The sequence below is a fragment of the Vibrio sp. R10-SF1-ISO8 genome (assembly GCF_059833805.1).
Genome location: NZ_JCBDHL010000003.1, coordinates 30,939 through 55,454 on the forward strand (window position 1 = coordinate 30,939; position 24,516 = coordinate 55,454).

Annotated in this window: 21 protein-coding genes; 11 read left to right on the forward strand and 10 right to left on the reverse strand. The window is 46.5% G+C overall.

From position 1 onward, the window contains the following. Positions 1 to 345 precede the first annotated feature (345 nt). The 6 genes from dnaA (at position 346) to AC6R00_RS00725 (ending at position 7,865) form a co-directional block, all read left to right on the forward strand. Positions 346 to 1,752, forward strand: coding sequence for a chromosomal replication initiator protein DnaA (gene dnaA, locus AC6R00_RS00700; RefSeq protein WP_004743594.1), 1,407 nt, complete (start codon positions 346 to 348; stop codon positions 1,750 to 1,752). A 71-nt stretch (positions 1,753 to 1,823) separates the two neighbouring features. Next, on the forward strand, positions 1,824 to 2,924 hold the full coding sequence (gene dnaN, locus AC6R00_RS00705; RefSeq protein WP_004743595.1) for a DNA polymerase III subunit beta: 1,101 nt from the start codon (positions 1,824 to 1,826) through the stop codon (positions 2,922 to 2,924). Between the two features lies 1 nt (position 2,925). Then, positions 2,926 to 4,008, forward strand: a complete 1,083-nt coding sequence (gene recF, locus AC6R00_RS00710; protein WP_069667991.1) for a DNA replication/repair protein RecF — start codon at positions 2,926 to 2,928, stop codon at positions 4,006 to 4,008. Between the two features lie 13 nt (positions 4,009 to 4,021). Next, complete coding sequence (gene gyrB, locus AC6R00_RS00715) at positions 4,022 to 6,439, forward strand: DNA topoisomerase (ATP-hydrolyzing) subunit B (protein WP_500639004.1); 2,418 nt, start codon at positions 4,022 to 4,024, stop codon at positions 6,437 to 6,439. A 481-nt stretch (positions 6,440 to 6,920) separates the two neighbouring features. Continuing rightward, on the forward strand, positions 6,921 to 7,355 hold the full coding sequence (locus AC6R00_RS00720) for an Hsp20 family protein (protein ID WP_004743598.1): 435 nt from the start codon (positions 6,921 to 6,923) through the stop codon (positions 7,353 to 7,355). A gap of 120 nt (positions 7,356 to 7,475) precedes the next feature. Beyond that, positions 7,476 to 7,865, forward strand: coding sequence for a hypothetical protein (locus tag AC6R00_RS00725; RefSeq protein ID WP_486787061.1), 390 nt, complete (start codon positions 7,476 to 7,478; stop codon positions 7,863 to 7,865). A gap of 50 nt (positions 7,866 to 7,915) precedes the next feature. Here the strand turns inward: AC6R00_RS00725 and AC6R00_RS00730 are convergent, their stop codons facing one another. The 3 genes from AC6R00_RS00730 to glyQ all read right to left on the reverse strand — a co-directional run bounded on the left by AC6R00_RS00730 (position 7,916) and on the right by glyQ (position 12,364). Further along, complete coding sequence (locus tag AC6R00_RS00730; RefSeq protein ID WP_004743600.1) at positions 7,916 to 9,166, reverse strand: valine--pyruvate transaminase; 1,251 nt, start codon at positions 9,164 to 9,166, stop codon at positions 7,916 to 7,918. Positions 9,167 to 9,374: 208 nt separating this feature from the next. Next, positions 9,375 to 11,441 (reverse strand): glycine--tRNA ligase subunit beta, encoded by a 2,067-nt coding sequence (glyS, locus tag AC6R00_RS00735; protein WP_500639005.1) that lies wholly within the window; start codon positions 11,439 to 11,441, stop codon positions 9,375 to 9,377. 2 nt (positions 11,442 to 11,443) lie between these two features. Then, positions 11,444 to 12,364, reverse strand: a complete 921-nt coding sequence (gene glyQ / locus AC6R00_RS00740; protein ID WP_500639006.1) for a glycine--tRNA ligase subunit alpha — start codon at positions 12,362 to 12,364, stop codon at positions 11,444 to 11,446. Between the two features lie 441 nt (positions 12,365 to 12,805). Between glyQ and AC6R00_RS00745 the strand changes: the two genes are divergently transcribed. Continuing rightward, positions 12,806 to 13,363 carry a TMEM165/GDT1 family protein gene (locus AC6R00_RS00745; RefSeq protein WP_500639007.1) on the forward strand — a complete coding sequence of 186 codons (558 nt, stop codon included), beginning with the start codon at positions 12,806 to 12,808 and terminating at the stop codon, positions 13,361 to 13,363. 156 nt (positions 13,364 to 13,519) lie between these two features. Continuing rightward, positions 13,520 to 13,780, forward strand: coding sequence for a hypothetical protein (locus AC6R00_RS00750; protein WP_004743604.1), 261 nt, complete (start codon positions 13,520 to 13,522; stop codon positions 13,778 to 13,780). A 47-nt stretch (positions 13,781 to 13,827) separates the two neighbouring features. Here the strand turns inward: AC6R00_RS00750 and tusA are convergent, their stop codons facing one another. After that, positions 13,828 to 14,076: a sulfurtransferase TusA gene (gene tusA, locus AC6R00_RS00755; protein ID WP_004743605.1), complete on the reverse strand. Its 249-nt coding sequence runs from the start codon at positions 14,074 to 14,076 to the stop codon at positions 13,828 to 13,830. Between the two features lie 135 nt (positions 14,077 to 14,211). On the opposite strand from tusA, the gene AC6R00_RS00760 reads away from it, so the two are divergent. Continuing rightward, entirely contained in the window at positions 14,212 to 14,406 is a 195-nt protein-coding gene (locus AC6R00_RS00760; RefSeq protein ID WP_004743607.1) for a hypothetical protein, read from the forward strand. A 153-nt stretch (positions 14,407 to 14,559) separates the two neighbouring features. Beyond that, entirely contained in the window at positions 14,560 to 15,501 is a 942-nt protein-coding gene (locus AC6R00_RS00765) for a LysR family transcriptional regulator (RefSeq protein ID WP_500639008.1), read from the forward strand. A gap of 64 nt (positions 15,502 to 15,565) precedes the next feature. Here the strand turns inward: AC6R00_RS00765 and acuI are convergent, their stop codons facing one another. From acuI to ilvG, 6 genes are all read right to left on the reverse strand, one after another. Next, positions 15,566 to 16,546: an acrylyl-CoA reductase (NADPH) gene (gene acuI / locus AC6R00_RS00770; protein ID WP_239827195.1), complete on the reverse strand. Its 981-nt coding sequence runs from the start codon at positions 16,544 to 16,546 to the stop codon at positions 15,566 to 15,568. Between the two features lie 198 nt (positions 16,547 to 16,744). Continuing rightward, a complete protein-coding gene (gene ilvA, locus AC6R00_RS00775) occupies positions 16,745 to 18,292 on the reverse strand; it encodes a threonine ammonia-lyase, biosynthetic (protein ID WP_500639009.1) in 1,548 nt (515 codons plus the stop codon). 3 nt (positions 18,293 to 18,295) lie between these two features. Further along, a complete protein-coding gene (gene ilvD, locus AC6R00_RS00780; RefSeq protein WP_171325405.1) occupies positions 18,296 to 20,137 on the reverse strand; it encodes a dihydroxy-acid dehydratase in 1,842 nt (613 codons plus the stop codon). 30 nt (positions 20,138 to 20,167) lie between these two features. Next, the gene (ilvE, locus tag AC6R00_RS00785; RefSeq protein WP_171325403.1) at positions 20,168 to 21,115 is read right to left on the reverse strand and encodes a branched-chain-amino-acid transaminase; all 948 of its coding nucleotides are present in this window, start codon (positions 21,113 to 21,115) and stop codon (positions 20,168 to 20,170) included. A gap of 11 nt (positions 21,116 to 21,126) precedes the next feature. Then, a complete protein-coding gene (gene ilvM, locus AC6R00_RS00790; RefSeq protein ID WP_004743613.1) occupies positions 21,127 to 21,411 on the reverse strand; it encodes an acetolactate synthase 2 small subunit in 285 nt (94 codons plus the stop codon). Between the two features lies 1 nt (position 21,412). Beyond that, on the reverse strand, positions 21,413 to 23,059 hold the full coding sequence (ilvG, locus tag AC6R00_RS00795; RefSeq protein ID WP_500639010.1) for an acetolactate synthase 2 catalytic subunit: 1,647 nt from the start codon (positions 23,057 to 23,059) through the stop codon (positions 21,413 to 21,415). A gap of 474 nt (positions 23,060 to 23,533) precedes the next feature. Between ilvG and AC6R00_RS00800 the strand changes: the two genes are divergently transcribed. Next, on the forward strand, positions 23,534 to 24,516 hold a 983-nt coding region (locus AC6R00_RS00800; RefSeq protein WP_500639011.1), incomplete at its 3' end, for a YifB family Mg chelatase-like AAA ATPase.

Genomic DNA, 24,516 nt, shown 5'->3' on the forward strand with positions numbered 1-24,516 from the left:
AATAACCAAGTGCAATAACCTAGACAGTAGAGTAATAAGGTGAGGTGATTTGCTGATATTCAACCTGTTAGACGAGACTCGCTGAGAAAAGACGAATTTTGGGTGATGAAAAATTTTCATTCACAGACTTATCACCAGAACAAAGATCTCGCTAAAAATGCCTTAATGTGGATCAAAGTGTGAGTAAAAATGGGGCAGAATGTGAGGATCTAACGAATAATGTCGAAAATATTGTGAATAACTTAGATCTTATTCACTGGATCGTCGATCATTTACTGGCGATCTTGGTTATCAACAGGTAAAATTGCCAATCTTTTCAGATCAATTACTTCGAGTGGGGGCACTGTGTCATCTTCGCTTTGGTTGCAATGTTTGCAACAGCTTCAAGAAGAGCTACCAGCAACGGAATTCAGTATGTGGGTTCGTCCATTACAAGCTGAGCTCAATGACAATACACTCACTCTTTTTGCCCCAAACCGTTTCGTATTGGACTGGGTACGTGATAAGTACCTCAACAGCATTAATCGTCTGCTGCAAGAGTATTGCGGCAATGACATGCCAAGTCTGCGTTTTGAAGTGGGTAGCCGACCTGTTGCAGCGCCAAAGCCAGCGCCTAAGCGTACCCCTGCTGATGTCGCCGCTGAATCTTCAGCACCCGCACAGTTACAGGCAAGAAAGCCAGTCCATAAGACTTGGGATGATGATGCGCAAGCTATTGCGGATATTAACCATCGCTCGAATGTGAACCCAAAACACAAGTTCAACAACTTTGTTGAGGGTAAATCGAACCAACTAGGCTTAGCGGCTGCTCGTCAGGTGTCAGATAACCCTGGTTCTGCATACAATCCGCTATTCTTATACGGTGGTACAGGTTTAGGTAAAACTCACCTGCTGCACGCTGTAGGTAATGCGATTGTGGATAACAAGCCAAATGCTAAAGTTGTCTACATGCACTCTGAGCGCTTTGTGCAAGATATGGTCAAAGCGCTGCAAAACAACGCGATCGAAGAGTTCAAGCGTTACTACCGTAGTGTCGATGCGCTGCTTATCGATGATATTCAATTTTTTGCCAATAAAGAGCGTTCGCAGGAAGAGTTCTTCCATACTTTCAACGCTCTGTTAGAAGGCAACCAACAGATCATCTTGACTTCAGACCGTTACCCAAAAGAGATTAATGGTGTTGAAGATCGCCTTAAATCTCGTTTTGGTTGGGGTCTAACGGTTGCGATCGAGCCACCAGAGCTAGAAACACGCGTCGCGATCTTGATGAAAAAAGCAGAAGATCACCAAATTCACCTTGCCGATGAAGTCGCGTTCTTTATTGCTAAGCGACTGCGTTCCAATGTTCGTGAGCTGGAAGGTGCTTTAAACCGTGTTATCGCTAATGCAAACTTTACCGGCCGCCCAATTACTATCGACTTTGTTCGTGAAGCGCTGCGTGACCTACTTGCCCTGCAAGAAAAGTTGGTGACGATTGATAATATTCAAAAGACAGTCGCAGAATACTACAAGATTAAAGTCGCAGACCTGTTGTCTAAGCGCCGTTCTCGCTCAGTAGCCCGTCCACGTCAGCTAGCGATGGCATTGGCTAAAGAGCTGACTAACCACAGTTTGCCAGAAATTGGTGATGCGTTTGGTGGCCGAGACCATACCACGGTACTGCATGCTTGCCGTAAGATTGAGCAGCTACGTGAAGAGAGCCACGACATTAAAGAAGATTACTCGAACCTGATTCGTACTCTATCTTCTTAATTCGCACTATTTCTTGATTCACAGTATTCTAAGCATCGAGCAACAATAACGAATTCGGATAAGAGCATCCTATGAAATTTTCCATTGAGCGTAGCCACCTGCTTAAACCACTTCAGCAAGTGTCAGGAGCACTGGGCGGTCGTCCAACTTTACCAATTCTTGGTAACTTACTTCTTAAAGTCGAAGACAACGTACTCTCAATGACGGCAACCGACCTTGAGGTCGAGTTAATTAGCCGTGTTAACCTCGAAGGTGAATTCGAAGCGGGGAGTATTACTGTACCTTCGCGCAAGTTTTTAGATATTTGCCGTGGTTTGCCTGATGACTCTGTGATTACCTTTGTCTTAGAAGGCGACCGTGTTCAGGTTCGTTCTGGACGCAGCCGTTTCTCGCTATCGACGCTACCTGCCAATGATTTCCCAAATATTGAAGATTGGCAGAGTGAAGTGGAAGTATCACTGACTCAAGCTGAATTACGTGGCTTAGTTGAAAAGACACAATTCTCAATGGCGAACCAAGATGTTCGTTATTATCTCAACGGCATGCTGTTTGAAATTGACGGCACTACGCTACGCAGTGTTGCGACCGATGGTCACCGTATGGCGGTATCTCAAACTGAACTTGGTGCTGACTTTGCACAGAAACAAATCATTGTGCCGCGTAAAGGTGTATTAGAGCTAGTTAAGCTACTCGATGCACCAGAGCAACCTGTTGTGCTGCAAATTGGTAGCTCTAACGTTCGTGCTGAAGTGAACAACTATGTGTTTACCTCTAAGCTGGTGGATGGTCGATTCCCTGATTACCGCCGCGTTATGCCACAGACGACAACTAAAACGCTTGAAGCGGGTTGTGACGAATTACGCCAAGCTTTTTCGCGCGCTGCGATTCTTTCTAACGAGAAATTCCGTGGCGTACGTGTCAATCTAGCTGACACCGAAATGCGCATTACGGCCAATAACCCAGAGCAGGAAGAAGCGGAAGAGATGCTTGATGTCAGCTTTGAGGGTGAGCCGATTGAGATTGGTTTCAACGTTAGCTATGTATTGGATGTGTTGAACACTCTGCGCTGTGAAAAAGTCAGAATTTCGATGTCAGATGCCAATGCCAGTGCGCTGATCGAAAACTCGGAAGACGACAGTGCCATGTACGTGGTGATGCCAATCCGACTCTAGCATGCCGCTCTCTCGTCTTATAATAAAGCAGTTTAGAAACATTGAAGCCTGTGACATTAACTTGTCAGCAGGCTTTAACTTTCTTATTGGACCAAACGGCAGTGGCAAAACCAGTGTCTTAGAAGCGATCTACTTGCTTGGTCATGGTCGCTCATTTAAGAGCTCTTTGACCGGAAGAGTGATTCAAAATGACTGTAATGAGCTGTTTGTTCATGGACGTTTTTTGAACTCGGATCAATTTGAGCTACCAATTGGCATTAATAAGCAGCGTGATGGCTCAACAGAGGTTAAAATAGGCGGTCAGTCTGGGCAAAAGCTCGCACAGCTGGCGCAGGTTTTACCCTTACAGTTGATACACCCAGAAGGGTTTGATTTATTGACTGATGGGCCGAAACATCGTCGTTCGTTTATCGACTGGGGTGTGTTTCATACCGAGTCGGCTTTTTATGATGCTTGGGGGCGATTTAAACGTCTTAACAAGCAGCGCAATGCTCTATTGAAAACAGCAACTAGCTATCGAGAGCTGAGTTATTGGGATCAAGAGATGGCGCGTTTGGCTGAGAATATCAGTCAATGGCGCGCTGATTACGTTGAACAAATGAAGGTCAAAGCGGAGCAGATCTGCAAAGCGTTTTTACCCGAGTTCGACATTCAATTGAAGTATTATCGTGGTTGGGATAAAGATACGCCTTACCAAGAGATACTAGAGAAAAATTTTGAGCGTGATCAGGCGTTAGGGTACACCTTTAGTGGCCCTAACAAAGCGGATTTGCGCATTAAAGTGAATGGTACGCCTGTCGAAGATGTGCTTTCACGAGGTCAGTTAAAACTGATGGTGTGTGCACTGCGTGTGGCGCAAGGACAACACCTAACAGAAATGACTGGCAAGCAATGTATCTACTTAATTGATGACTTTGCATCTGAATTAGATAGCCAACGTCGTAAGCGTCTTGCTGACTGCTTAAAAGAGACGGGGGCGCAAGTTTTTGTAAGTTCTATTACTGATAGCCAAATTGCGGATATGCGTGATGAAAATGGCAAGATGTTCCATGTGGAACATGGCACAATAGAGCAAAATATATAGCGGAAGATAACTCATGTCTGAAAATTACGATTCATCGAGTATTAAGGTACTAAAGGGTCTGGATGCGGTTCGTAAGCGTCCTGGTATGTACATCGGCGACACGGATGATGGCACCGGTCTGCACCACATGGTTTTTGAGGTGGTGGATAACTCAATTGATGAAGCGTTAGCGGGTCACTGTCAAGACATCGTTGTGACAATTCATGAGGACAATTCAGTATCGGTACGCGATGATGGTCGTGGTATCCCTACCGAAATGCACCCAGAAGAGAACGTATCAGCAGCAGAAGTTATTATGACGGTACTTCACGCTGGTGGTAAGTTCGATGATAACTCATACAAGGTATCAGGTGGTCTGCACGGTGTAGGTGTTTCGGTAGTAAACGCACTCTCTAAGCAAGTAACACTGACTATCCATCGCGGTGGTCAAATCCATACTCAAACTTACCATCATGGTGAGCCTCAAGCGCCACTAAGCGTGATTGGTGAAACTGAGCAAACGGGTACAGAAATCCGTTTCTGGCCAAGTGAAGAGACCTTCTCTAATACAGAATTCCACTATGACATTCTAGCTAAACGTCTACGAGAGCTTTCTTTCCTAAACTCTGGGGTATCGATCAAGCTACGTGATGAGCGTGAAGAAGATAAGCAAGATCACTTTATGTATGAAGGTGGTATCCAAGCGTTCGTTGATCACTTGAATACTAACAAGACACCAATCATCGAAAAAGTATTCCACTTTAACGCAGAGCGTGAAGACGGTATCGCGGTAGAAGTCGCGATGCAGTGGAACGATGGTTACCAAGAGAACATTTTCTGTTTCACCAACAACATTCCTCAGCGTGATGGTGGTACTCACCTTGCTGGTTTCCGTGCAGCTCTAACGCGTACATTGAACTCGTTCATGGACAAAGAAGGCTTCTCAAAGAAAGCGAAAACTGCAACGTCAGGTGATGACGCGCGTGAAGGTCTAACGGCGGTTATTTCGGTTAAGGTGCCAGATCCTAAGTTCTCAAGCCAAACTAAAGACAAACTGGTTTCTTCTGAAGTGAAGTCAGCGGTTGAGCAAGCTATGGGTGAGAAACTGTCTGAGTTCCTAATTGAGCACCCAGCAGAAGCGAAAACGGTTTGTACTAAGATTATCGACGCAGCTCGTGCGCGTGATGCGGCGCGTAAAGCTCGTGAAATGACTCGTCGTAAAGGCGCTCTAGACCTAGCTGGTCTGCCAGGTAAATTGGCAGACTGTCAGGAAAAAGACCCAGCACTTTCTGAACTCTACATAGTGGAGGGTGACTCGGCAGGCGGCTCCGCAAAACAAGGCCGTAACCGTAAGAACCAAGCGATCCTTCCTCTGAAAGGTAAAATCCTTAACGTTGAGAAAGCGCGTTTTGACAAAATGCTTTCTTCTCAAGAGGTAGCGACACTTATTACAGCGCTTGGTTGTGGTATCGGTCGTGACGAGTACAACCCAGACAAACTGCGTTACCACAACATCATCATCATGACCGATGCCGATGTCGATGGTTCACACATTCGTACGCTGCTATTGACCTTCTTCTATCGTCAAATGCCAGAGCTGATTGAGCGTGGCTACGTGTACATTGCTCAGCCACCGCTTTACAAAGTGAAGAAAGGTAAGCAAGAGCAGTACATCAAAGATGAAGATGCGATGAACCAATACCAAGTGGCATTGGCGCTAGATAACGCATCTCTTCACGTCAACGCACAAGCGCCAGCCCTAGCTGGTGAAGCGCTAGAGAAGCTTGTTCAGCAGTACAACGCGGGCATTAAGCTGGTGGATCGCATGAGTCGTCGTTATCCACGTGCTCTTGTGCATGAACTGGTTTACACGCCACGTCTAACGGCAGAGCAGTGTCATGACGCTGCGGCAGTTGAAGCATGGACTAAGCGGCTTGTCGAGCAGCTTAATGCCAAAGAAGTGGGTGCAAGCCAGTACAGCTTCGAAGTGGAACAACACGCTGAACTTGATCTTAACCTACCTAAGATTATTGTTCGTACCCATGGTGTGACGCATGAGTTTGCATTAAGTGTTGATCTGTTCAACTCGAAAGAATACGGCAAGCTAGCAGACCTATCTGAAGCGTTAGATGGCCTAATTGAAGAGAGTGCTTACATCAAACGTGGTGAGCGTACTCAGCCAATCACAAGCTTTGTTGATGCTCTTGAGTGGTTAATCAAAGAGTCACGTCGTGGTCTAAGCCTACAGCGCTACAAAGGTCTAGGTGAGATGAACCCAGATCAGCTTTGGGAAACAACCATGGACCCAGAGACTCGTCGCATGATGCAAGTAACGATTGAAGATGCGGTTGGTGCAGATCAGCTGTTTACGACGCTAATGGGTGACCAAGTAGAACCTCGTCGTAACTTTATCGAAGAAAACGCACTTAAAGTTGCCAACTTGGACGTTTAGTATCTTTGATACTTCGCTCTTTCGCTTAATTTCTGTGTCAGAGGTGCTCACATACCTTCGTATGCTCCGCGCCTCTTCCTTGAACTAAAACGAAATAGCTTCGTGTCAAAAAACTAAAATTGTTTTAAAAGACTGTCAGAAATGACGGTCTTTTTTGTTATTAGGTGTTTGAAAAATATAGAATTAGAAAAATATCTGAAGATAATCCCTTGAAACTATTTTGCTTTAGCCACATATCTATTGTTGAAGAGGGAAGCTGTCTTGCTCAAGAGAGAAGAAACAGAACCTCTGGATTCGCTGATAAGATATCGCTCAGGAGAGGATAACCTTAGAGGCACACATTGAACTGATTTATTACTACGTCCCAGCGTTATAAGTACCCGAGGAGTAGCGGATAAATCCCTTAGCCGGCAAAGATCTCAACAAGATAGATCCGCGCAAACTCACGGCTAAGACTATTGCTTACTATGAGGATAGCATTATGAGAACTGTAGATTTCACTCCACTTTACCGCAACGCAATTGGCTTCGATCGTCTATTCAACATGATGGAAGCAAACACTGCGAAGAACGCTTCTGGCGGTTACCCTCCTTACAATATTGAGCAGAAAGACGAGAACCACTACCGCATTACTATGGCAGTGGCAGGTTTCGCTGATGAGCAACTCGATCTGACTCAGAAAGAAAATATGCTGATTGTTAAAGGTGAGCGTAAAAGCGAAGAAGAGAAGCAATACGTTTACCAAGGTATCGCAGAACGCGATTTTGAACGCAAATTCCAACTTGCAGACTATGTAAAAGTCGTGGGTGCGAGCATGGAAAATGGTCTACTGCATATCGACCTAGAGCGTGAGATTCCAGAAGCGATGCAACCGCGTAAGATTGCTATCAATGGCAGTAACCTAATCGAAGGTTAATTGGCTGTCTCAAAACTGAGAGTAAAGAGTGAAAGAGCGCACATTAGCGCTCTTTTTTATTGTACTCGAATCTGTAAATCAGTAATTTCTGCGCCGTAAACGATAAATTTGGACAATAGAATGAAAAAATTATTATTGGCTGCATTAGTTATTGCTGTCTCTGGCTGTTCTAGCCTTGTCGCTCCGCTTGCTACTGACTACACCGCATCAAACGGTGAAAAGATTCGTATTGCTTATGCCAACCCTGAAAAATCGGCTAACTGTGAGCTGAAAGGCCAGTCAGCGTTCAACCCTAACTCGCAAAGTATTATGGGAATTGTATCCTTTGGCGATAGCGGAATGGATGCTGAGCATAAAATTAACTCAACTTTTGGTGAAGAAGCAGCAGCGTTAGGCGCTAACTACATTAATCGTGGGTTTGCTGGCTCTTCTACATACGGTGGTGTATATCAGCGTTCCTCTACTATAGAAGCAAGCTACTTCCTATGTGAGCACATCCCAGCTCTATAAATACCAACAGCCCAAAGCGTGAACTTTGGGCTGTTTTTGTTTTGCTGCGCTTAACCTTGCTGGTAAGCGCGCTCTACTTCCTCTGCAATGATAGCGATACCTTTTTGCATCATTTCGTCATCTTGAACGTAGTTCATTCGTAAGCATTGATGAGCATGTTCCCAGTCATCTTCTTGACCAATAAAGAAGTACTCGCCAGGAACAATCAGAACGCCGCGTGCTTTTAAGCGTTGATACAGCTCCATAGTTGTGATCGGCAGCTCATCAAACCAAAGCCAAAGGAAAATAGCGCCCTCTGGTTTGTGAATTCGGAAACGTGAGTCAGTAATTGCTGTTTGCAGTAACTCGACAGCGCGCTGAGACTTCTGTTTGTAAAAAGGTTTAATCACCTCTGAGCTCAGCTTTAACAAATCCCCTTTGCCAATAATGTGGTTGGCAATTGCAGGGCCTAAACTGCCCGGAGCGAGACTGATAATGCCATTCATATTGGTCATAGCCTGAGTGATTTCTTCACTGGCAATCACGATTCCGCAACGCACGCCCGGCAAACCGAGTTTTGATAGGCTCATGCAAAGAATGGTGTTTTCATTCCAGAATGGCTCCACATCTTCAAAAATAATATTTGGAAACGGTAGACCGTAAGCGTTATCGATGATCAGTGGGATGTTGTTCTCACGCGCGAGCTTATCCAATTTATGGATCTCTTCGTCGGTCAGCACATTGCCAGTCGGGTTGGTAGGGCGGGATGCACAGATAGCTGCGACAGAGTCATCTACCTTTAGCTGTTCAAAATCGACATGGTACTTAAATAGACCATTGTCGAGCATTTCAATCTCTGGGTGGTACGAGACAAAGATATCTTCATCTATACCGGCATCACCATAGCCAATGTATTCCGGTGCGAGTGGCAGTAAGATTTTTTTGTGCGAGCCGTCAGGTTGTTTGCCAGCCAGCAGATTAAATAGGTAGAAAAAGCCACTTTGACTGCCATTGGTTAAGCTGATGTTCTTTTCTGTGATATTCCAGCCATAGGTCTCTTTAAGTAGCTTGGCGAGCGCTTTAACAAATGCATCTTTGCCTTGCGGGCCATCGTAGTTCGCCATTGCGGCAACCAGTTCTCCACTTTCTAGCAGTTCCTCACTGGCGAGTCGAAAATAATCGAGCATGGCAGGAATGGCGGCTGGGTTTCCTCCACCGAGCATGATGGCGCCCGGAGTGCGTAGACCATCATTTAAATCATCCATTAACTGGGTAATACCTGAATACTGATTAAATTTTTCACCAAACTTAGAAAACTGCATTACTTTCTGTACCTAATTCATTGTTGTCATTGCTTTAGTTCTTGAACAGCTAGTGCGTGGCTAGCCAATAGAGTAATCCTTGAACATACATTAATGATAATAGGACGAAAAGCACTAAATCAGTGCATTGATAAAGAAAAGCCCAACTCCGAGGAGTTGGGCTTGAGTAGACTTGCTTAGTGTAAGGTCTTAGACCCTACTTTGGCGTTTACTTCTGCAGTAAAGAAATATCGGCAATTTCTAAGAATAGGTTACGCAGGTTGTTTAGCAGTGTAAGACGGTTCTTCTTCAGAGCTTCGTCATCTGCCATTACCATTACGTTATCGAAGAAGGCATCAACAGGCTCACGTAGGTCAGCAAGCTTGCTTAGCGCCTCTTGGTAGTTACCAGTTGCGAACGCTGGCTCTAGCGCTTCTGTCATCACTTCAACGCTTTCAGCTAGTGCTTTTTCTGCGTCTTCTTGTAGAAGCGCAAGGTCGATGTCTGTCGCTAGCTCACCGTCGAATTTCGCTAGGATATTACCTACACGTTTGTTCGCTGCAGCTAGTGCTTCTGCGGCTTCTAGCTCACGGAAGTGAGATACTGCTTTCACGCGCTGATCGAAGTCTGCAGGCTTAGTTGGACGGTTAGCCAGTACAGCTTGGATGATATCCACGCTGAAGCCTTCGTCTTTGTACCATGCATTGAAACGACCAAGCATAAACTCGATAACGTCGTCAGCAACATTTGCGTTAGTCAGCTTGTCGCCGAATAGAGACTGTGCCTTCGCGATAAGGTCTGTTAGGTCTAGGTTGTAGCCATTCTCTACGATGATGCGTAGTACACCTAGCGACGCACGACGAAGTGCGAATGGGTCAGAACCCTTAGGTGCTTGGCCAATACCGAAGATACCAACAATCGTATCTAGCTTGTCAGCCATTGCGACTGCAGATGAAATACCTGTGCTTGGTAGGTCGTCACCCGCGAAACGAGGCATGTACTGCTCGTAAAGCGCTAGTGCAACTTGCTCATCTTCACCATCGTGGGTTGCGTAGTGCATGCCCATTACACCCTGAGTATCGGTAAACTCGAATACCATAGAGGTCATTAGGTCACACTTCGCTAGCAAACCTGCACGCTTAGATTTTTCAACGTCAGCATCGATCTGCTCAGCAATGTAGCCAGCAAGTTCTGTGATGCGGTCTGTCTTGTCTTTGATAGTACCAAGCTGTTTCTGGAAGATAGCTTGCTCTAGCTCAGGTAGACGGTCGATAAGAGGACGCTTACGGTCAGTGTTAAAGAAGAATTCTGCATCCGCTAGACGTGGACGTACAACCTTCTCGTTACCTTCGATGACGTAGCGAGGCTCTTTTGACTCGATGTTTGAAACGAAGATGAAGTTAGGCAGTAGCTTCTTGTTTTCGTCATACACTGGGAAGTACTTCTGGTCACCTTTCATGGTGTAAACCAATGCTTCAGAAGGTACTTTTAGGAACTCTTCTTCAAACTTCGCAGTTAAGACTACTGGCCACTCAACCAGAGAAGTCACTTCTTCTACTAGGTCATCTTCTAGATCAGCAACACCGCCAACGGCCGCTGCTGCTTTTTTCGAGTCAGCAAGGATGATAGCTTTACGCGCTTCGTAATCAGCCATAACTTTACCGCGCTCCTCTAGGATCGCTGGGTATTGCTCTGCTGATTCGATAGTGAACTCTTGCTCACCCATGAAGCGATGACCGCGGATAGTACGGTCCGATGCTACGCCTAGGATCTCACCTTCGATAAGATCTGAGCCCATAAGCATAGTTAGTGTTTTTACCGGGCGGATAAACTGAGTTGTCTTGTTACCCCAACGCATTGGTTTAGCGATAGGTAAGTTACCTAGTGCTTTAGCTGCTAGGTCGACAACGATTTCAGACGTTGCTTGGCCTTTTACTTCTTGTTTGAAAAGAAGCCATTCGCCTTTGTCTGTCACTAGACGGTCAGCTTGTTCAACTGTGATGCCGTTACCACGAGCCCAACCTTGAGCCGCTTTAGTTGCGTTACCATCAGCATCGAATGCTACAGAAACTGCAGGACCACGCTTCTCTACTACTTTGTCTGCTTGGCCTTCAGCAAGACCTGCGACTTTAAGTGCTAGACGACGAGGAGCGGCGTACCATTTCACACCTTCGTGTGCTAGGTCTGCGCCTTTTAACTCTGCTTCGAAGTTTGCTGCGAACGCTTCCGCTAGAGTGCGAAGTTGCGTTGGTGGTAGCTCTTCAGTACCCAGTTCAATTAGAAATTCTTTAGCCATGATTACTTCTCCTCGTCCTTCTTGCACATAGGGAAGCCAAGTGCTTCACGTGATGCGTAGTATGCTTCAGCAACTGATTTAGTTAAGTTGCGGATACGAAGGATGTAACGTTGGCGCTCTGTAACAGAGATAGCTTTACGTGCATCAAGGATGTTGAATGCGTGACCAGCTTTTAGAATGCGCTCGTAAGCTGGAAGCGGAAGTGGCTTCTCAAGCTCAAGTAGCTCTTTACACTCTTTTTCACACTGATCGAAGAAGGTGAATAGGAAATCTACGTCTGCGTGTTCGAAGTTGTACGTTGATTGTTCCACTTCGTTTTGGTGGAAGATGTCACCGTAAGTTACCTTGCTGCCGTCTGGTGCGATGTTCCACACTAGGTCGTAAACAGAGTCCACTTCTTGGATGTACATAGCTAGACGCTCGATACCGTAAGTTATCTCGCCAGTAACAGGTTTACACTCAAGGCCGCCTACTTGTTGGAAGTAAGTAAACTGAGTTACTTCCATGCCGTTTAGCCATACTTCCCAACCAAGACCCCATGCGCCTAGCGTAGGGTTTTCCCAGTTGTCTTCTACGAAACGAATATCGTGTACTAGCGGGTCGATACCAAGAACTTCAAGCGAGCCTAGGTACAACTCCTGAATGTTATCTGGAGAAGGTTTTAGGGCTACTTGGAACTGATAGTAGTGCTGCAGACGGTTCGGGTTTTCACCATAACGACCATCGGTAGGACGACGTGAAGGTTGAACGTAAGCTGTCGACATTGGCTCTGGGCCAAGTGCACGTAGACATGTCATTGGGTGAGAGGTGCCCGCACCTACTTCCATATCTAGAGGTTGAACAATAGTACAACCGTTTTGTGCCCAGTAATCCTGCAGCGCGAGGATCATTCCCTGGAAGGTTTTGATATCGTAATTTTGCATAGTAATTCGCGCGATTCTTGTGTCAAAAATTGAGAAAAAATAACAATCAAGTATACCCAGATATTTGGCATGGGAGTAGCGTTAATCTTGATTAATTCCTAGGCAAAATTCTCCTTTAATGGAAATTTAATGGCTTATTCGTCCAAATTTTCCTAAAAGGGAGTTTATTTGCAGTTTATCGCTTGAGAAACACCTTTCAGATGGTTAGAATTCCGCCGTCTTTGGGGAGTAGCTTACTTAACTATCAACACTGGGATGTTAAGTTCGTTCGTCAACATAATTGATGCAAAATCATCATGGCGTTCGAGACGTATCGACCAATTTAATCACAACAATGTCGAATGCGTTTAGCAAGACCTTAGACAAATCATCACGAACCGGGGTGGGGCGTGAGGTTTGTCTTCGGTTAAAATTATAATCCCTGCCCCAGAAGAGCATGTCGTGAGCGTTTTAGCTATTTCTATCACCACCGTTGCCTTGGCGGAAATCGGTGACAAAACCCAACTTTTATCTCTGCTTTTAGCCAGTCGATACCGCAAGCCATTACCTATTATCACTGCGATATTTTTAGCTACATTGGCGAACCATGCCCTTGCTGCATGGCTAGGTGTTGTTGTCGCCGATTATCTCTCTCCAGAAATATTGAAGTGGGTGCTGGTGGTGAGCTTTTTGGTGATGGCTGGTTGGGTACTGATCCCTGACAAACTTGATGATGATGAACAGATTTCCAGTCGAGGACCGTTTGTTGCGAGCTTCATTGCCTTTTTTATCGCTGAAGTTGGAGATAAAACTCAAATCGCGACTTCGATTCTTGGTGCGCAATATCCTGACGCACTGACATGGGTTATTTTGGGCACCACGATCGGCATGTTACTGGCCAACGTCCCTGTGGTTCTGATTGGCAAACTATCTGCAGATAAGATGCCGTTAGACTTAATTCGCAAGGTTACTGCTTTGCTGTTTATTGCTCTGGCGACCGCGGCAGCCGTGTTTCAATAACATCGGCTAAGTAGGTGTTAAATATCAATAACTAGCAGTAAAAAGATCCAGTTCAAACTCTGAGTTTATTTCATTCTGAGTCGTGATCACTGACATATAAGTGTCATACTTGTCATGGTACTTTAACCATGTGAATGATAGCGAGAGGGCAAGGTTATGCTTACACGTTATACGGGGATGACACCTAAAAGTCAGAGTTATTTGTTCACCTTTGGTCTAGCGTTGTGTTTGCTAGCAATGGTACTGACCGATATGTGGCTACCGATTGTGGCTGGTTCGTTTATTTTGACTGGTTTGACTGTTGAAGCTTGGATTCGAGCTGAACATATTATCCCGATGCATGAAGAGATGCGCGCGATGAGAAAACAGATAAGTAAACTTCAGTCAGAAGTCCGTACACTAGAATACGATGAATAAAACAACGGCAGCCACAAAGGCTGCCGTTTTCTTTTCTGCCGTGGCGTTTAAGCCATTCCTTTCTTAATCAGATACTGATAAGGCAGTTGCTCGGTTTGCGAGCCAATCAATTGGTGATCCATAAAGCGACAAAAACTTGGAATGTCGCGAGTTGTTGATGGGTCATCCGCCTTAACGAGCAGTACTTCACCATCTTGCATGGTTCTAATTGTCTTCCTGACCATCATCACTGGCTCTGGGCAGCGTAATCCTTCCGCCTCTAATGTCTTGGTTGCCTGTTCTGGATTGAATGTCATGGTCGTATCTTTGGTTACTCAATTTGGCCTAGATAATACTAGTGAAGAAAAAATATTCAATAACCCCTTGGCAAAGCGATCATTTTGTTTTAACTTAGTTAACAAGTTGGTAACATTTAAAACGGGAGAGCAAGTATGTTGACAGCTTTAGATCGTCTAACCATCTATTCAGTGCTGTGTTTTATCTCTTTTTGCGCACTTGTTTTACGTTCACCAGCAGAATCGTCGTCATTTATGCCTTTGCTCGGCATGGGTGCGACGGTGGTAGGGATTTGGCTTGAGATGCATCGCTGGCCGAGCGCATCTGAAGAACACGAAAACGAACTGTAGCGCTTCCAACTACGCTTCGTTTTTTATCACTACGCTCAACTACATTCCGACACTATCCCCAGTTTTCTTGGGCTTCCCCGCTGAAAAGCGGGATTTTTTTTGCCTGAAAAAGGTACAATACGCCCATACCCATCTAAAATACGTGGTTTAAGCGTGGAATTAGAAGATATTTATCGTCGAGATCTCAACCTATTGGTTGCATTGCGCGTACTGATTGAAGAGTGCAGCGTGAGCAAAGCAGCGAATCGCCTTAACCTTAGTCAATCTGCGATGAGTCGTGTTTTGGGACGGCTACGCGATATGCTTGGCGACCCTTTATTCACCCGCCAAGGTCAACATCTGATTCCAACAGAAAAGGCTCTCGAAATTGATCGCTGTTTAGGTGAGCCGCTAGAGTCCCTGCGTCAGTTGTTGTCACCAATTGAGTTTGAACCAAGCAGCTGCGATCAAACGTTTAATATCGCTACGACGGACTACGCAATGCAAACTATCTTGCCGTTTGCTTTGCCACGTATATATCAAGAAGCGCCCAATGTGTCGTTTAACTTTTTACCACTTCAGCATGATAGATTAGCCGATCAGCTTACCTATGAAGGTGCAGACCTAGCGATCTGCCGCCCAATTGGCCCTGTAGAGCCACTGCGTAGCGAAATTTTGGGTCGGGTTGGGGTGTTGTGCTTATTATCGAAGCGGCATCCCTTGGCAGACAAAGAGCTCAGCCTGCAGGATTATCTCAACTATCCACATGCGATGATCGCTATCAGTGATGGTGTTAAGGCGTTGATTGAAGGGGCGTTAGTTGACCAACCTAAGCGCAAAATGGTGCTGCGTGCGTACCATCTAGAGGCTGCGTTGGCGATTGTCGATACCATGCCATTGATTATTACGGTTCCGGCAGACTTGGCTTATTTGGTCGCTGAACGCTATGACTTAGTTATTAAGCCATTGCCATTTCAGTTTACTCCGTTCGACTATTCGATGATTTGGCACCCACGCTGTGAGCATTCGCCTGCTCAGGAGTGGTTACGCGGAATCGTAAAGGAAGAGTGCAGTCGCTTGATTGCCAAGCGCATTGAAGATATTGGTTTGGACTAAATCGTTTCAGTAACAAAAGAGCCGGCATTACAGGTGCTGGCTCTTTTCTATCTAACTGCAGCTGTTATAGCTTAATCACAACACGACCTGTTACTTGGCCGTTAGTGATGTCTTCCGCGTATTTTGGTGCTTCAGCTAATTCTACTTCAGTACAAGCTTGCTCAAAGTAGCTATCTGGAAGGAGTTCTACCAGTTTCTCCCACGCTGCGATACGTTTTTCGGTCGGGCAAGAGACTGAATCAATACCTTGTAGGCGAACGTTACGTAGAATGAAAGGCATCACTGTAGTAGGTAGGTCAAAACCGCCTGCTAGACCACACGCTGCGACCGCGCTGTTGTAATCCATCTGAGCCAGTACTTTTGCTAGTACTTTACTGCCTACAGTATCAACTGCACCTGCCCAAACTTGCTTTTCAAGTGGGCGTGCTGGCTCTTCAAACTCAACACGGTCGATAATTCGACTTGCACCTAGCTTCTCAAGTAGCGGGCCATTTTGTTCAACACGGCCTGTTACCGCCGCCACTTTGTAACCTAGCTGAGCCAATAGCGTTACTGCTACTGAGCCAACACCGCCACTCGCACCAGTAACAAGAATTTCGCCATCTTCAGGCTTAATCCCCGCATCAAGCAGTGCTTGGACACATAGCATACCTGTGAAGCCAGCCGTACCGACCATCATGGCTTTCTTGCTATCTAGCCCTTTTGGTAGTGGAACGAGCCAGTCAGCTTTCAGGCGAGCACGCTGAGCCATACCACCCCAGTGGTTTTCACCGACGCCCCAACCTGTCAGTACTACTTTGTCACCTGCTTGGTAGCGGTTGTCTTCAGAGCTCACTACGGTGCCGGCTAAGTCGATACCTGGAACCATAGGGAAATTACGAATAATTTTGCCTTTCCCGGTGATTGCTAATCCGTCTTTGTAGTTTAGTGATGAGTAATCAACATCAATTAGTACGTCGCCTTCTGGCAGTTGTGCTTCGTCGATTTGCTCGATAGAAGCAATAGTACGTTTTTCTTCTTGATTTAGAATCAGTGCGTTGAACATAAGTGGTCTCCACAAATAAGAGCAGCAATTTAAAAACTGGTTACGAGTGTAGATCCAAATTAGATATGACAAAAATGAAACTTTAGCATTATATCTATGCGCATCACGCATTTTGACCAAAGTATAAGCAAGAGAAAGGTTGTCTATAGATGGGATAACAAAAAAGCCCTTAACCAAGGGGGTTAAGGGCTTAACAGTTTATGAGAGGAAGAATTTGTACGACGGGTTGTCAGTTTCATCCTTACACTGGTAACCCAGTTCTCGTAGGTGAGCAGAGAAGCGAGATAAATCGGATTCATCTAACTCAAAGCCACACAGTACGCGGCCATAGTCAGCCCCATGGTTACGATAGTTGAACAAGCTGATATTCCAGTGGGTTCCCAGTGTGCTCAAAAACTTCAATAGTGCACCAGGGTATTCTGGAAACTCAAAGCTGTATAAACGTTCTTTAAGTGGTTTAGAAGGTTTACCACCAATCATATAGCGCACGTGCAGCTTAGCCATTTCGTCATCAGAAAGATCGACCACAGGGTAGCCACCATCACGCAAGTCATGAATGATGTTATCTAGCTCTTCTTGCCCACCTTGCAGACGGACACCAACAAAGATATTGGCTAGTGCGTCATCGTTGTAACGGTAGTTAAACTCAGTCACGGCACGGCCGCCAATCAAGTTACAGAACTCGAAGAAAGCACCTTGACGCTCAGGGATGGTTACCGCCAATAGACCTTCACGTTTCTCACCCAGTTCACAGCGCTCAGAGACGTAACGTAGACCGTGGAAGTTAGTGTTGGCACCCGAAAGAACCGTACCTAGGTTTTTATCTTGCAGCCCGTTTTGCTCGGCAAATTTCTTCAGGCCCGCTAAAGCTACTGCGCCAGAAGGTTCGGCAATCGCACGTGTGTCTTCAAAGATATCCTTCACAGCTGCGCAGATTTCATCACTGGATACTGAGATATGCCCATCAATGTATTTCTGACAAAGACGGAAAGTCTCATCACCAATGCGTTTTACAGCGACGCCATCAGCAAACATGCTAACTTGATCGAGCACCACTGGTTCACCTGCGTCTAAAGCTGCTTTCAAACAAGAGGAGTCTTCAGGTTCAACGGCAATCACCTTGATTTCAGGCATCAGTTGTTTAACCAATACTGCGACACCTGCCGCGAGACCACCACCACCAACGGGAACGAAGATGTAGTCGAGGTGACCATTTTGCTGCAGCATCTCCATACCAATCGTACCCTGACCGGCAATCACTAGTGGGTGATCAAATGGTGGTACAAAAGTATAGCCATGCTCAGCTGATAGACGCTCTGCTTCGGCTTTTGCCTCGTCAAAGTTACTGCCATGCAGCACCACGTTACCGCCAAAACCACGTACTGCTTCGACTTTAATGTCTGGCGTGGTTTTTGGCATCACGATAGTGGTCTTGATACCTAGTTTAGTCCCAGAAAGCGCCATACCTTGAGCATGGTTACCTGCGGATGCTGCAATTACTCCCGCCGCTTTTTGCTCATCGTTTAGGCTTGCAACCATGTTGTATGCGCCGCGCAGTTTAAACGAGTGTACCGGCTGGCGGTCTTCCCGTTTGATTTGCACATTGTTACCAATACGTGCTGCAAGGCGTGGCATCTCTTGAAGTGGCGTTACTGTCGCCACTTCATAAACAGGCGCTCGTAAGATCTGGCGCAGGTAATCCGCGCCAGTTTGAGGTTCTTGCCCTGAAAGTATTGAGTCACTCATAAGCTAGTCCTCTAGCTTAGATTTGTCTCGTACTGCACCTTTGTCAGCACTAGTCGCCATACTTGCGTACGCTTTTAGTGCAAATGAAACTTCACGTTGACGGTCGACTGGTTTCCAGCCCAACTCATCTTGTTTTGCACGGCGCTCAGCAAGTTCTTGATCTGAAACTTGTAAAGAAATTGAACGGTTTGGAATATCAATAGCGATCATATCGCCTTGTTTCACCAAGCCGATTGCACCGCCGTTAGCTGCTTCTGGAGACGCGTGACCAATAGATAAACCAGATGTACCGCCAGAGAAGCGACCATCTGTCAGTAGGGCACACTCTTTACCTAACCCCATAGATTTTAGGTATGTCGTTGGGTAAAGCATCTCTTGCATGCCCGGACCACCCTTAGGGCCTTCGTAACGGATAACAACCACATCGCCTGCTTTCACTTTGCCACCAAGGATGCCTTCAACCGCATCTTCTTGGCTTTCAAACACTACCGCAGGGCCAGTGAATTTATGAATGCTCTCATCCACACCTGCGGTCTTAACAATACAGCCATCTAATGCGATGTTGCCAGAAAGAACGGCCAGGCCACCCTCTTGGCTGAAGGCGTTGTCTTTGGTGCGGATACAACCTTCAGCGCGGTCGTCATCAAGACGATCCCAACGACAATCCTGAGAGAATGCCTGAGTGGTACGAATACCTGCAGGACCTGCGCGGAAGAACTTCAATACTTCTTCATCTTCAGTTTGGATGATGTCGTATTTGGCTAGCTGCTCTTTCATTGACAGGCCAAGAACGGTGCGTGCTTGGTTGTGAAGTAGGCCAGCGCGGTCAAGCTCACCAAGAATGGCCATGACACCACCCGCACGGTGGACGTCTTCCATATGATATTTCTGAGTCGAAGGAGCTACTTTACAAAGGTGTGGAACCTGACGAGATAGACGATCGATATCTTCCATATCGAAGTCGACTTCACCTTCTTGCGCTGCAGCTAGCAGGTGCAGAATAGTGTTAGTTGAACCACCCATTGCAATATCGAGTGCCATTGCATTCTCAAACGCGTCAAAGGTTGCGATGTTGCGTGGTAGTGCAGATTCGTCATCTTGCTCATAGTAGCGGCGAGTTAGTTCAACAATGCGACGACCTGCATTAAGGAATAGCTGTTCACGGTCAGCGTGAGTGGCTAGCATTGAGCCGTTACCTGGCTGAGAAAGACCCAGCGCTTCGGTTAGACAGTTCATTGAGTTAGCAGTAAACATCCCTGAACATGAGCCACATGTCGGACATGCACTACGCTCGATCTGCTCACTCTGTTCGTCTGACACTTTCGGGTCAGCGCCTTGGATCATTGCATCAACCAAGTCTAGCTTGATGATTTGATCAGAAAGCTTGGTTTTACCCGCTTCCATCGGACCGCCAGAAACAAAGATAACTGGAATATTCAGGCGCATTGACGCCATTAGCATTCCCGGAGTGATTTTGTCACAGTTAGAGATACATACCATGGCATCAGCACAGTGGGCATTAACCATGTACTCAACCGAGTCGGCAATCAGCTCACGTGATGGTAGCGAATAAAGCATACCGCCGTGGCCCATTGCGATACCGTCGTCGACAGCAATGGTGTTGAATTCTTTGGCGATACCGCCCGCTTTTTCAATCTCACGCGCTACCAACTGACCCATGTCTTTTAAGTGCACGTGGCCTGGTACAAACTGGGTAAACGAGTTGACTACCGCGATGATAGGTTTACCGAAATCTTCGTCTTTAACGCCCGTAGCACGCCATAAGGCGCGCGCACCGGCCATATTGCGTCCGTGTGTTGTGGTTGCTGATCTATATTTTGGCATTGTGTTACTTCCTATATTTGCCGGTGCTTTTTAAGCTTTGTCTGCGTCTTGTGGGTAAACGTAATCTAGCCAACCCCATTTATCTTCTGTGGTGCCATTAAATAGGCCGAAGTAAGCTTCTTGGAGCTCTTTGGTGATTGGGCCACGTTTACCGCTGCCGACTTCAATCTTATCGATAGTTGCAACAGGAACGACTTCTGCTGCAGTACCTGTCATAAAGACTTCGTCTGCTAGGTAAAGCGCTTCACGCGCAATGTTTGCTTCACGCACTTCATAACCGCGATCACGAGCGATAGTCATAATTGAATCGCGAGTGATACCAGGTAGGATTGCGCTGGTTGCTGGTGGCGTAGTGATAACACCATCTTTAATCACGAAGATGTTTTCGCCAGCACCTTCAGATAGGTAACCATCGACACTGAGTGCAATACCTTCATCGTAGCCGTGACGACGAGCTTCACCACCAACCAGTAGTGAAGATAGGTAGTTACCACCGGCTTTTGCCGCTGTTGGAATCGTGTTTGGCGCTGCACGGTTCCAGCTAGAGATCATTGCATCTACACCTTTCTCTAGTGCTTCTTCACCTAGGTATGAACCCCAAGGGAAAGCCGCAATGATCAGATCCATTTCAGTGCCTACAGGTGGGCAGACACCTAGACCAACGTTACCCACGAAACCTAGTGGACGAATGTAAGCACTATCAAGTTTGTTTTGACGCAGCGTCTCGCGCGTCGCTTCCATGATCTCTTCAACAGTGTATGGAATAGGGAAGCGGTAGATTTTTGCTGAATCTTTAAGACGTTTTGCATGCTCTAAATGGCGGAAGACAATTGGGCCTTTAGGTGTGTTGTAGCAGCGCACGCCTTCAAATACTGAAGTACCGTAGTGCATAGCGTGAGTTAACACATGCACATTTGCTTCTGCCCAAGGAACCATTTCACCGTTAAACCAAATGTAGTCTGCTGTTTTTGTAGCCATTATTGCCTTCCTTATGCACAAATCTTTTGTTGTAGGTTGTTATTTGGGAGTTCGTCACTCGCAATTTGCGTGACTTCAACAGTGCGTACATCCCAAAGCTTCTCGATTTGATTGGTGAGAAATGAAATAGGACGATCACTGTCGACGATGATTTCAACGCTAGCGACTTTGCTCTCGTGGTTTTGCGTGCCAGCAACTTGCTTAACAATAAAACCACGGTGGCGTACCACACGAAGAACGCGTTCTAACAGTACAGGTTTATCATCCGCTTTAATGTCGATTAGATATCTTTCCATGTTAGGTGTTCTCCAGCATGTCATTGTTTGATGCACCTGGTGGTACAAGTGGCCATACGTTTTCTTCTTCGTCGATTAAAACATGAAGTAAGTATGAGGTTTTACTTTCTAGCATTTCTTTAAGAGCTGGCTCAACTTCTTCTTTTTTAGTGATCACTTTACCCGGAATATCAAAGGCTTTTGCTAGCATCACAAAGTCCGGGTTGTCATCAAGAATAGTTTCACTGTGGCGACCATCAAAGAACAGCGATTGCCATTGACGAACCATGCCTAAACGCTGGTTATCGAGTAGAACGACTTTTACCGGAATCTGACGGCGCTTCAGTGTGCCTAGCTCTTGGATGTTCATCATAAATGAGCCATCACCTGTGATAAGAATAGACTGATCATCAGGTCGAGCAACCGCTGCTCCCATCGCTGCAGGAAGACCAAAGCCCATAGTGCCTAGGCCTGCTGATGTGATGAAGTTTTGTGGCTCGCGCGGTTGGATGTGCTGGGCTGCCCACATCTGGTGCTGGCCCACATCGGTAGAAATAATCGAAGTGTCCGGCATAAGATCAGATAGCTGCTTCAGTAACCCTGGAGCGTAGATAAGATCGCCTGGGTGGTCGTAGCGCCACTTGAAGCCACTACGGAGACTTTCACTATGCTTAACCCAAGGCGTGATGTCTTGAGTCAGCTCTAGTTGAGGAAGAACGGCTGGGATCTCACCACGCACTGGCGCATTGGCTTGGCGCAGTTTGTGAATCTCTGCGGCATCAATATCAATGTGAATCACCTTAGCATTTGGCGCAAAGGTATCGAGCTTGCCGGTCACTCGGTCATCAAAGCGGGCGCCAACAGCAATCAAAAGGTCACACTCTTGTACAACTAGGTTGGCCGCTTTAGTGCCGTGCATGCCAAGCATACCTAGATAGTGAGGGTCATGACGCTCAATGGTACCTAGCCCTTTTAGGGTGCTAACAGAAGGCATTGGGTTTAAACGTAGGAACTCTCGTACCGAGTCCGTTGCGTGACCAAGCTGAACACCACCACCGACATAAAGTACCGGACGAGAGCTTTGAGAAAGCAGCTCTTGTGCTTGGGTTATAGCCTCTTGGTTTGCCACAGGCATCGCTGGTGGAGAAAAAGGAGGAAGAAGGTTTACAGGTGCTTGGCCTAGCTGAACATCTTTGGCGATATCAACGATTACTGGGCCTGGGCGACCTGTTTTCGCCACTTCAAAGGCTTCAGCAAGTGTTGGTGCCAGTTCATTGATATCCGTTACTAGATAGCTGTGTTTAGTACACGCGAGTGACATACCGATCACATCGATTTCTTGGAACGCGTCAGTACCGATATGAGAGCTGGCAACCTGACCTGTGATCGCAACCAGTGGAATTGAATCCATAAAGGCATCGGCGAGACCAGTAACTAGGTTGGTTGCCCCCGGCCCTGATGTTGCCATACAGACTGCGACGTCTTGAGTTGAGCGAGCCATACCAATCGCGGCCATCGCTGCGCCTTGTTCATGTCGACAAAGGATATGTTCGACGCCACCATCATAGAGGGCATCATAGATTGGCATGATGGCCCCACCTGGGTAACCAAATACGGTTTTAATGCCTTGCTGCTTTAGGGCGGCAACGACTAACTCGGCACCTGTCATTGTGAGCCCCCTTTATGCATTGCTTGATGTTGTGTTGTGTTGCACGTCATGTGCGCTCCCATTCTTCCTACGGCTCTTGTTTTTCTGAGCTTTAATTTATGTCTGCCAAATTTTCAGCGTACTAATTGTAAAAAACCCCCGGACTTTTCAGTGCGGGGGTTTTTTTGAATCTGTGGTTATCTTTCGCCCACTCTACCCCGCGCGGAATCAATAATGACCACGATAATCAGGGCAATCAGTGCGTTAATGCGGGCGTTGAAGTTCATTTATTATTTCTTTAGTTATCTGTGCCTAATAGGGCACGAAATTGTTTGCGTCTCTAGTGGTAACATACAATTCCGCCGCATGACAAGCAAAAACTCATTCTTTTTTCACATTCTTTCAGCATCTCGCCAAGCTATATAACAACCTTGATAACAAAATAGACGAACTATCAGGGGGATAAATAATGGTCAGACAACAAGTGAGCTTGGTATGGGATTAGCGATCATTCACAGCCGAGCTTGCGTTGGGGTAGAGGCGCCTAAAGTGACGGTAGAAGTGCATATTAGTAATGGTATGCCGGGATTTTGTTTGGTTGGGCTACCTGAAACTACGGTTAAAGAGTCTCGCGATAGAGTGCGCAGTGCGATCATCAATTCGCGTTTTGAATTTCCAGCTAAGCGAATCACAGTCAATCTCGCGCCTGCTGATTTACCTAAAGAAGGTGGTCGATTCGATCTGCCGATTGCATTAGGTATTTTAGCGGCGTCGGAGCAGATTCCTGTTAATGAGCTAAATAATCAAGAGTTTATTGGCGAGCTTGCTTTATCTGGAGAGCTGAGAAGGGTGAAAGGTGTGTTACCCGCGGCATTGGCTGCCAATCGAGTTGAGCGCAGTTTAGTGGTTCCCCATAGCAATGGTGATCAGGCAGCTTTAGTTGGTGCTGAAAGACATAAATCGGCGCAAAGCTTACTTGAAGTGTGTGCCGACCTTTGTGGACAACAAAAGCTCTCACTACATCAAACCGCGCAAGTTTGTGCAGCACCGAGTAGCCTGAGAGATCTGCAAGATATAATCGGGCAGCAGCAAGGCAAGCGCGCTTTAGAGATTGCTGCCGCAGGCAATCACAACTTGTTGTTTCTTGGCCCGCCGGGGACAGGAAAAACCATGTTGGCTTCGCGTTTATGCGACTTGCTACCCGATATGTCAGATAGTGAGGCGCTTGAATCGGCTTCGGTAGCTTCACTGACCCAACAAGAAATCAATGCCCACAATTGGAAGCAGCGTCCTTTTCGCGCTCCGCATCATTCAAGCTCGATGGCGGCACTGGTGGGGGGAGGCTCTATCCCTAGGCCAGGAGAGATCTCTTTGGCGCACAATGGGCTGTTGTTTCTCGATGAGATGCCCGAGTTCGAACGCAAGGTACTTGATTCATTGCGTGAACCACTGGAATCTGGGGAGATTATTATCTCGCG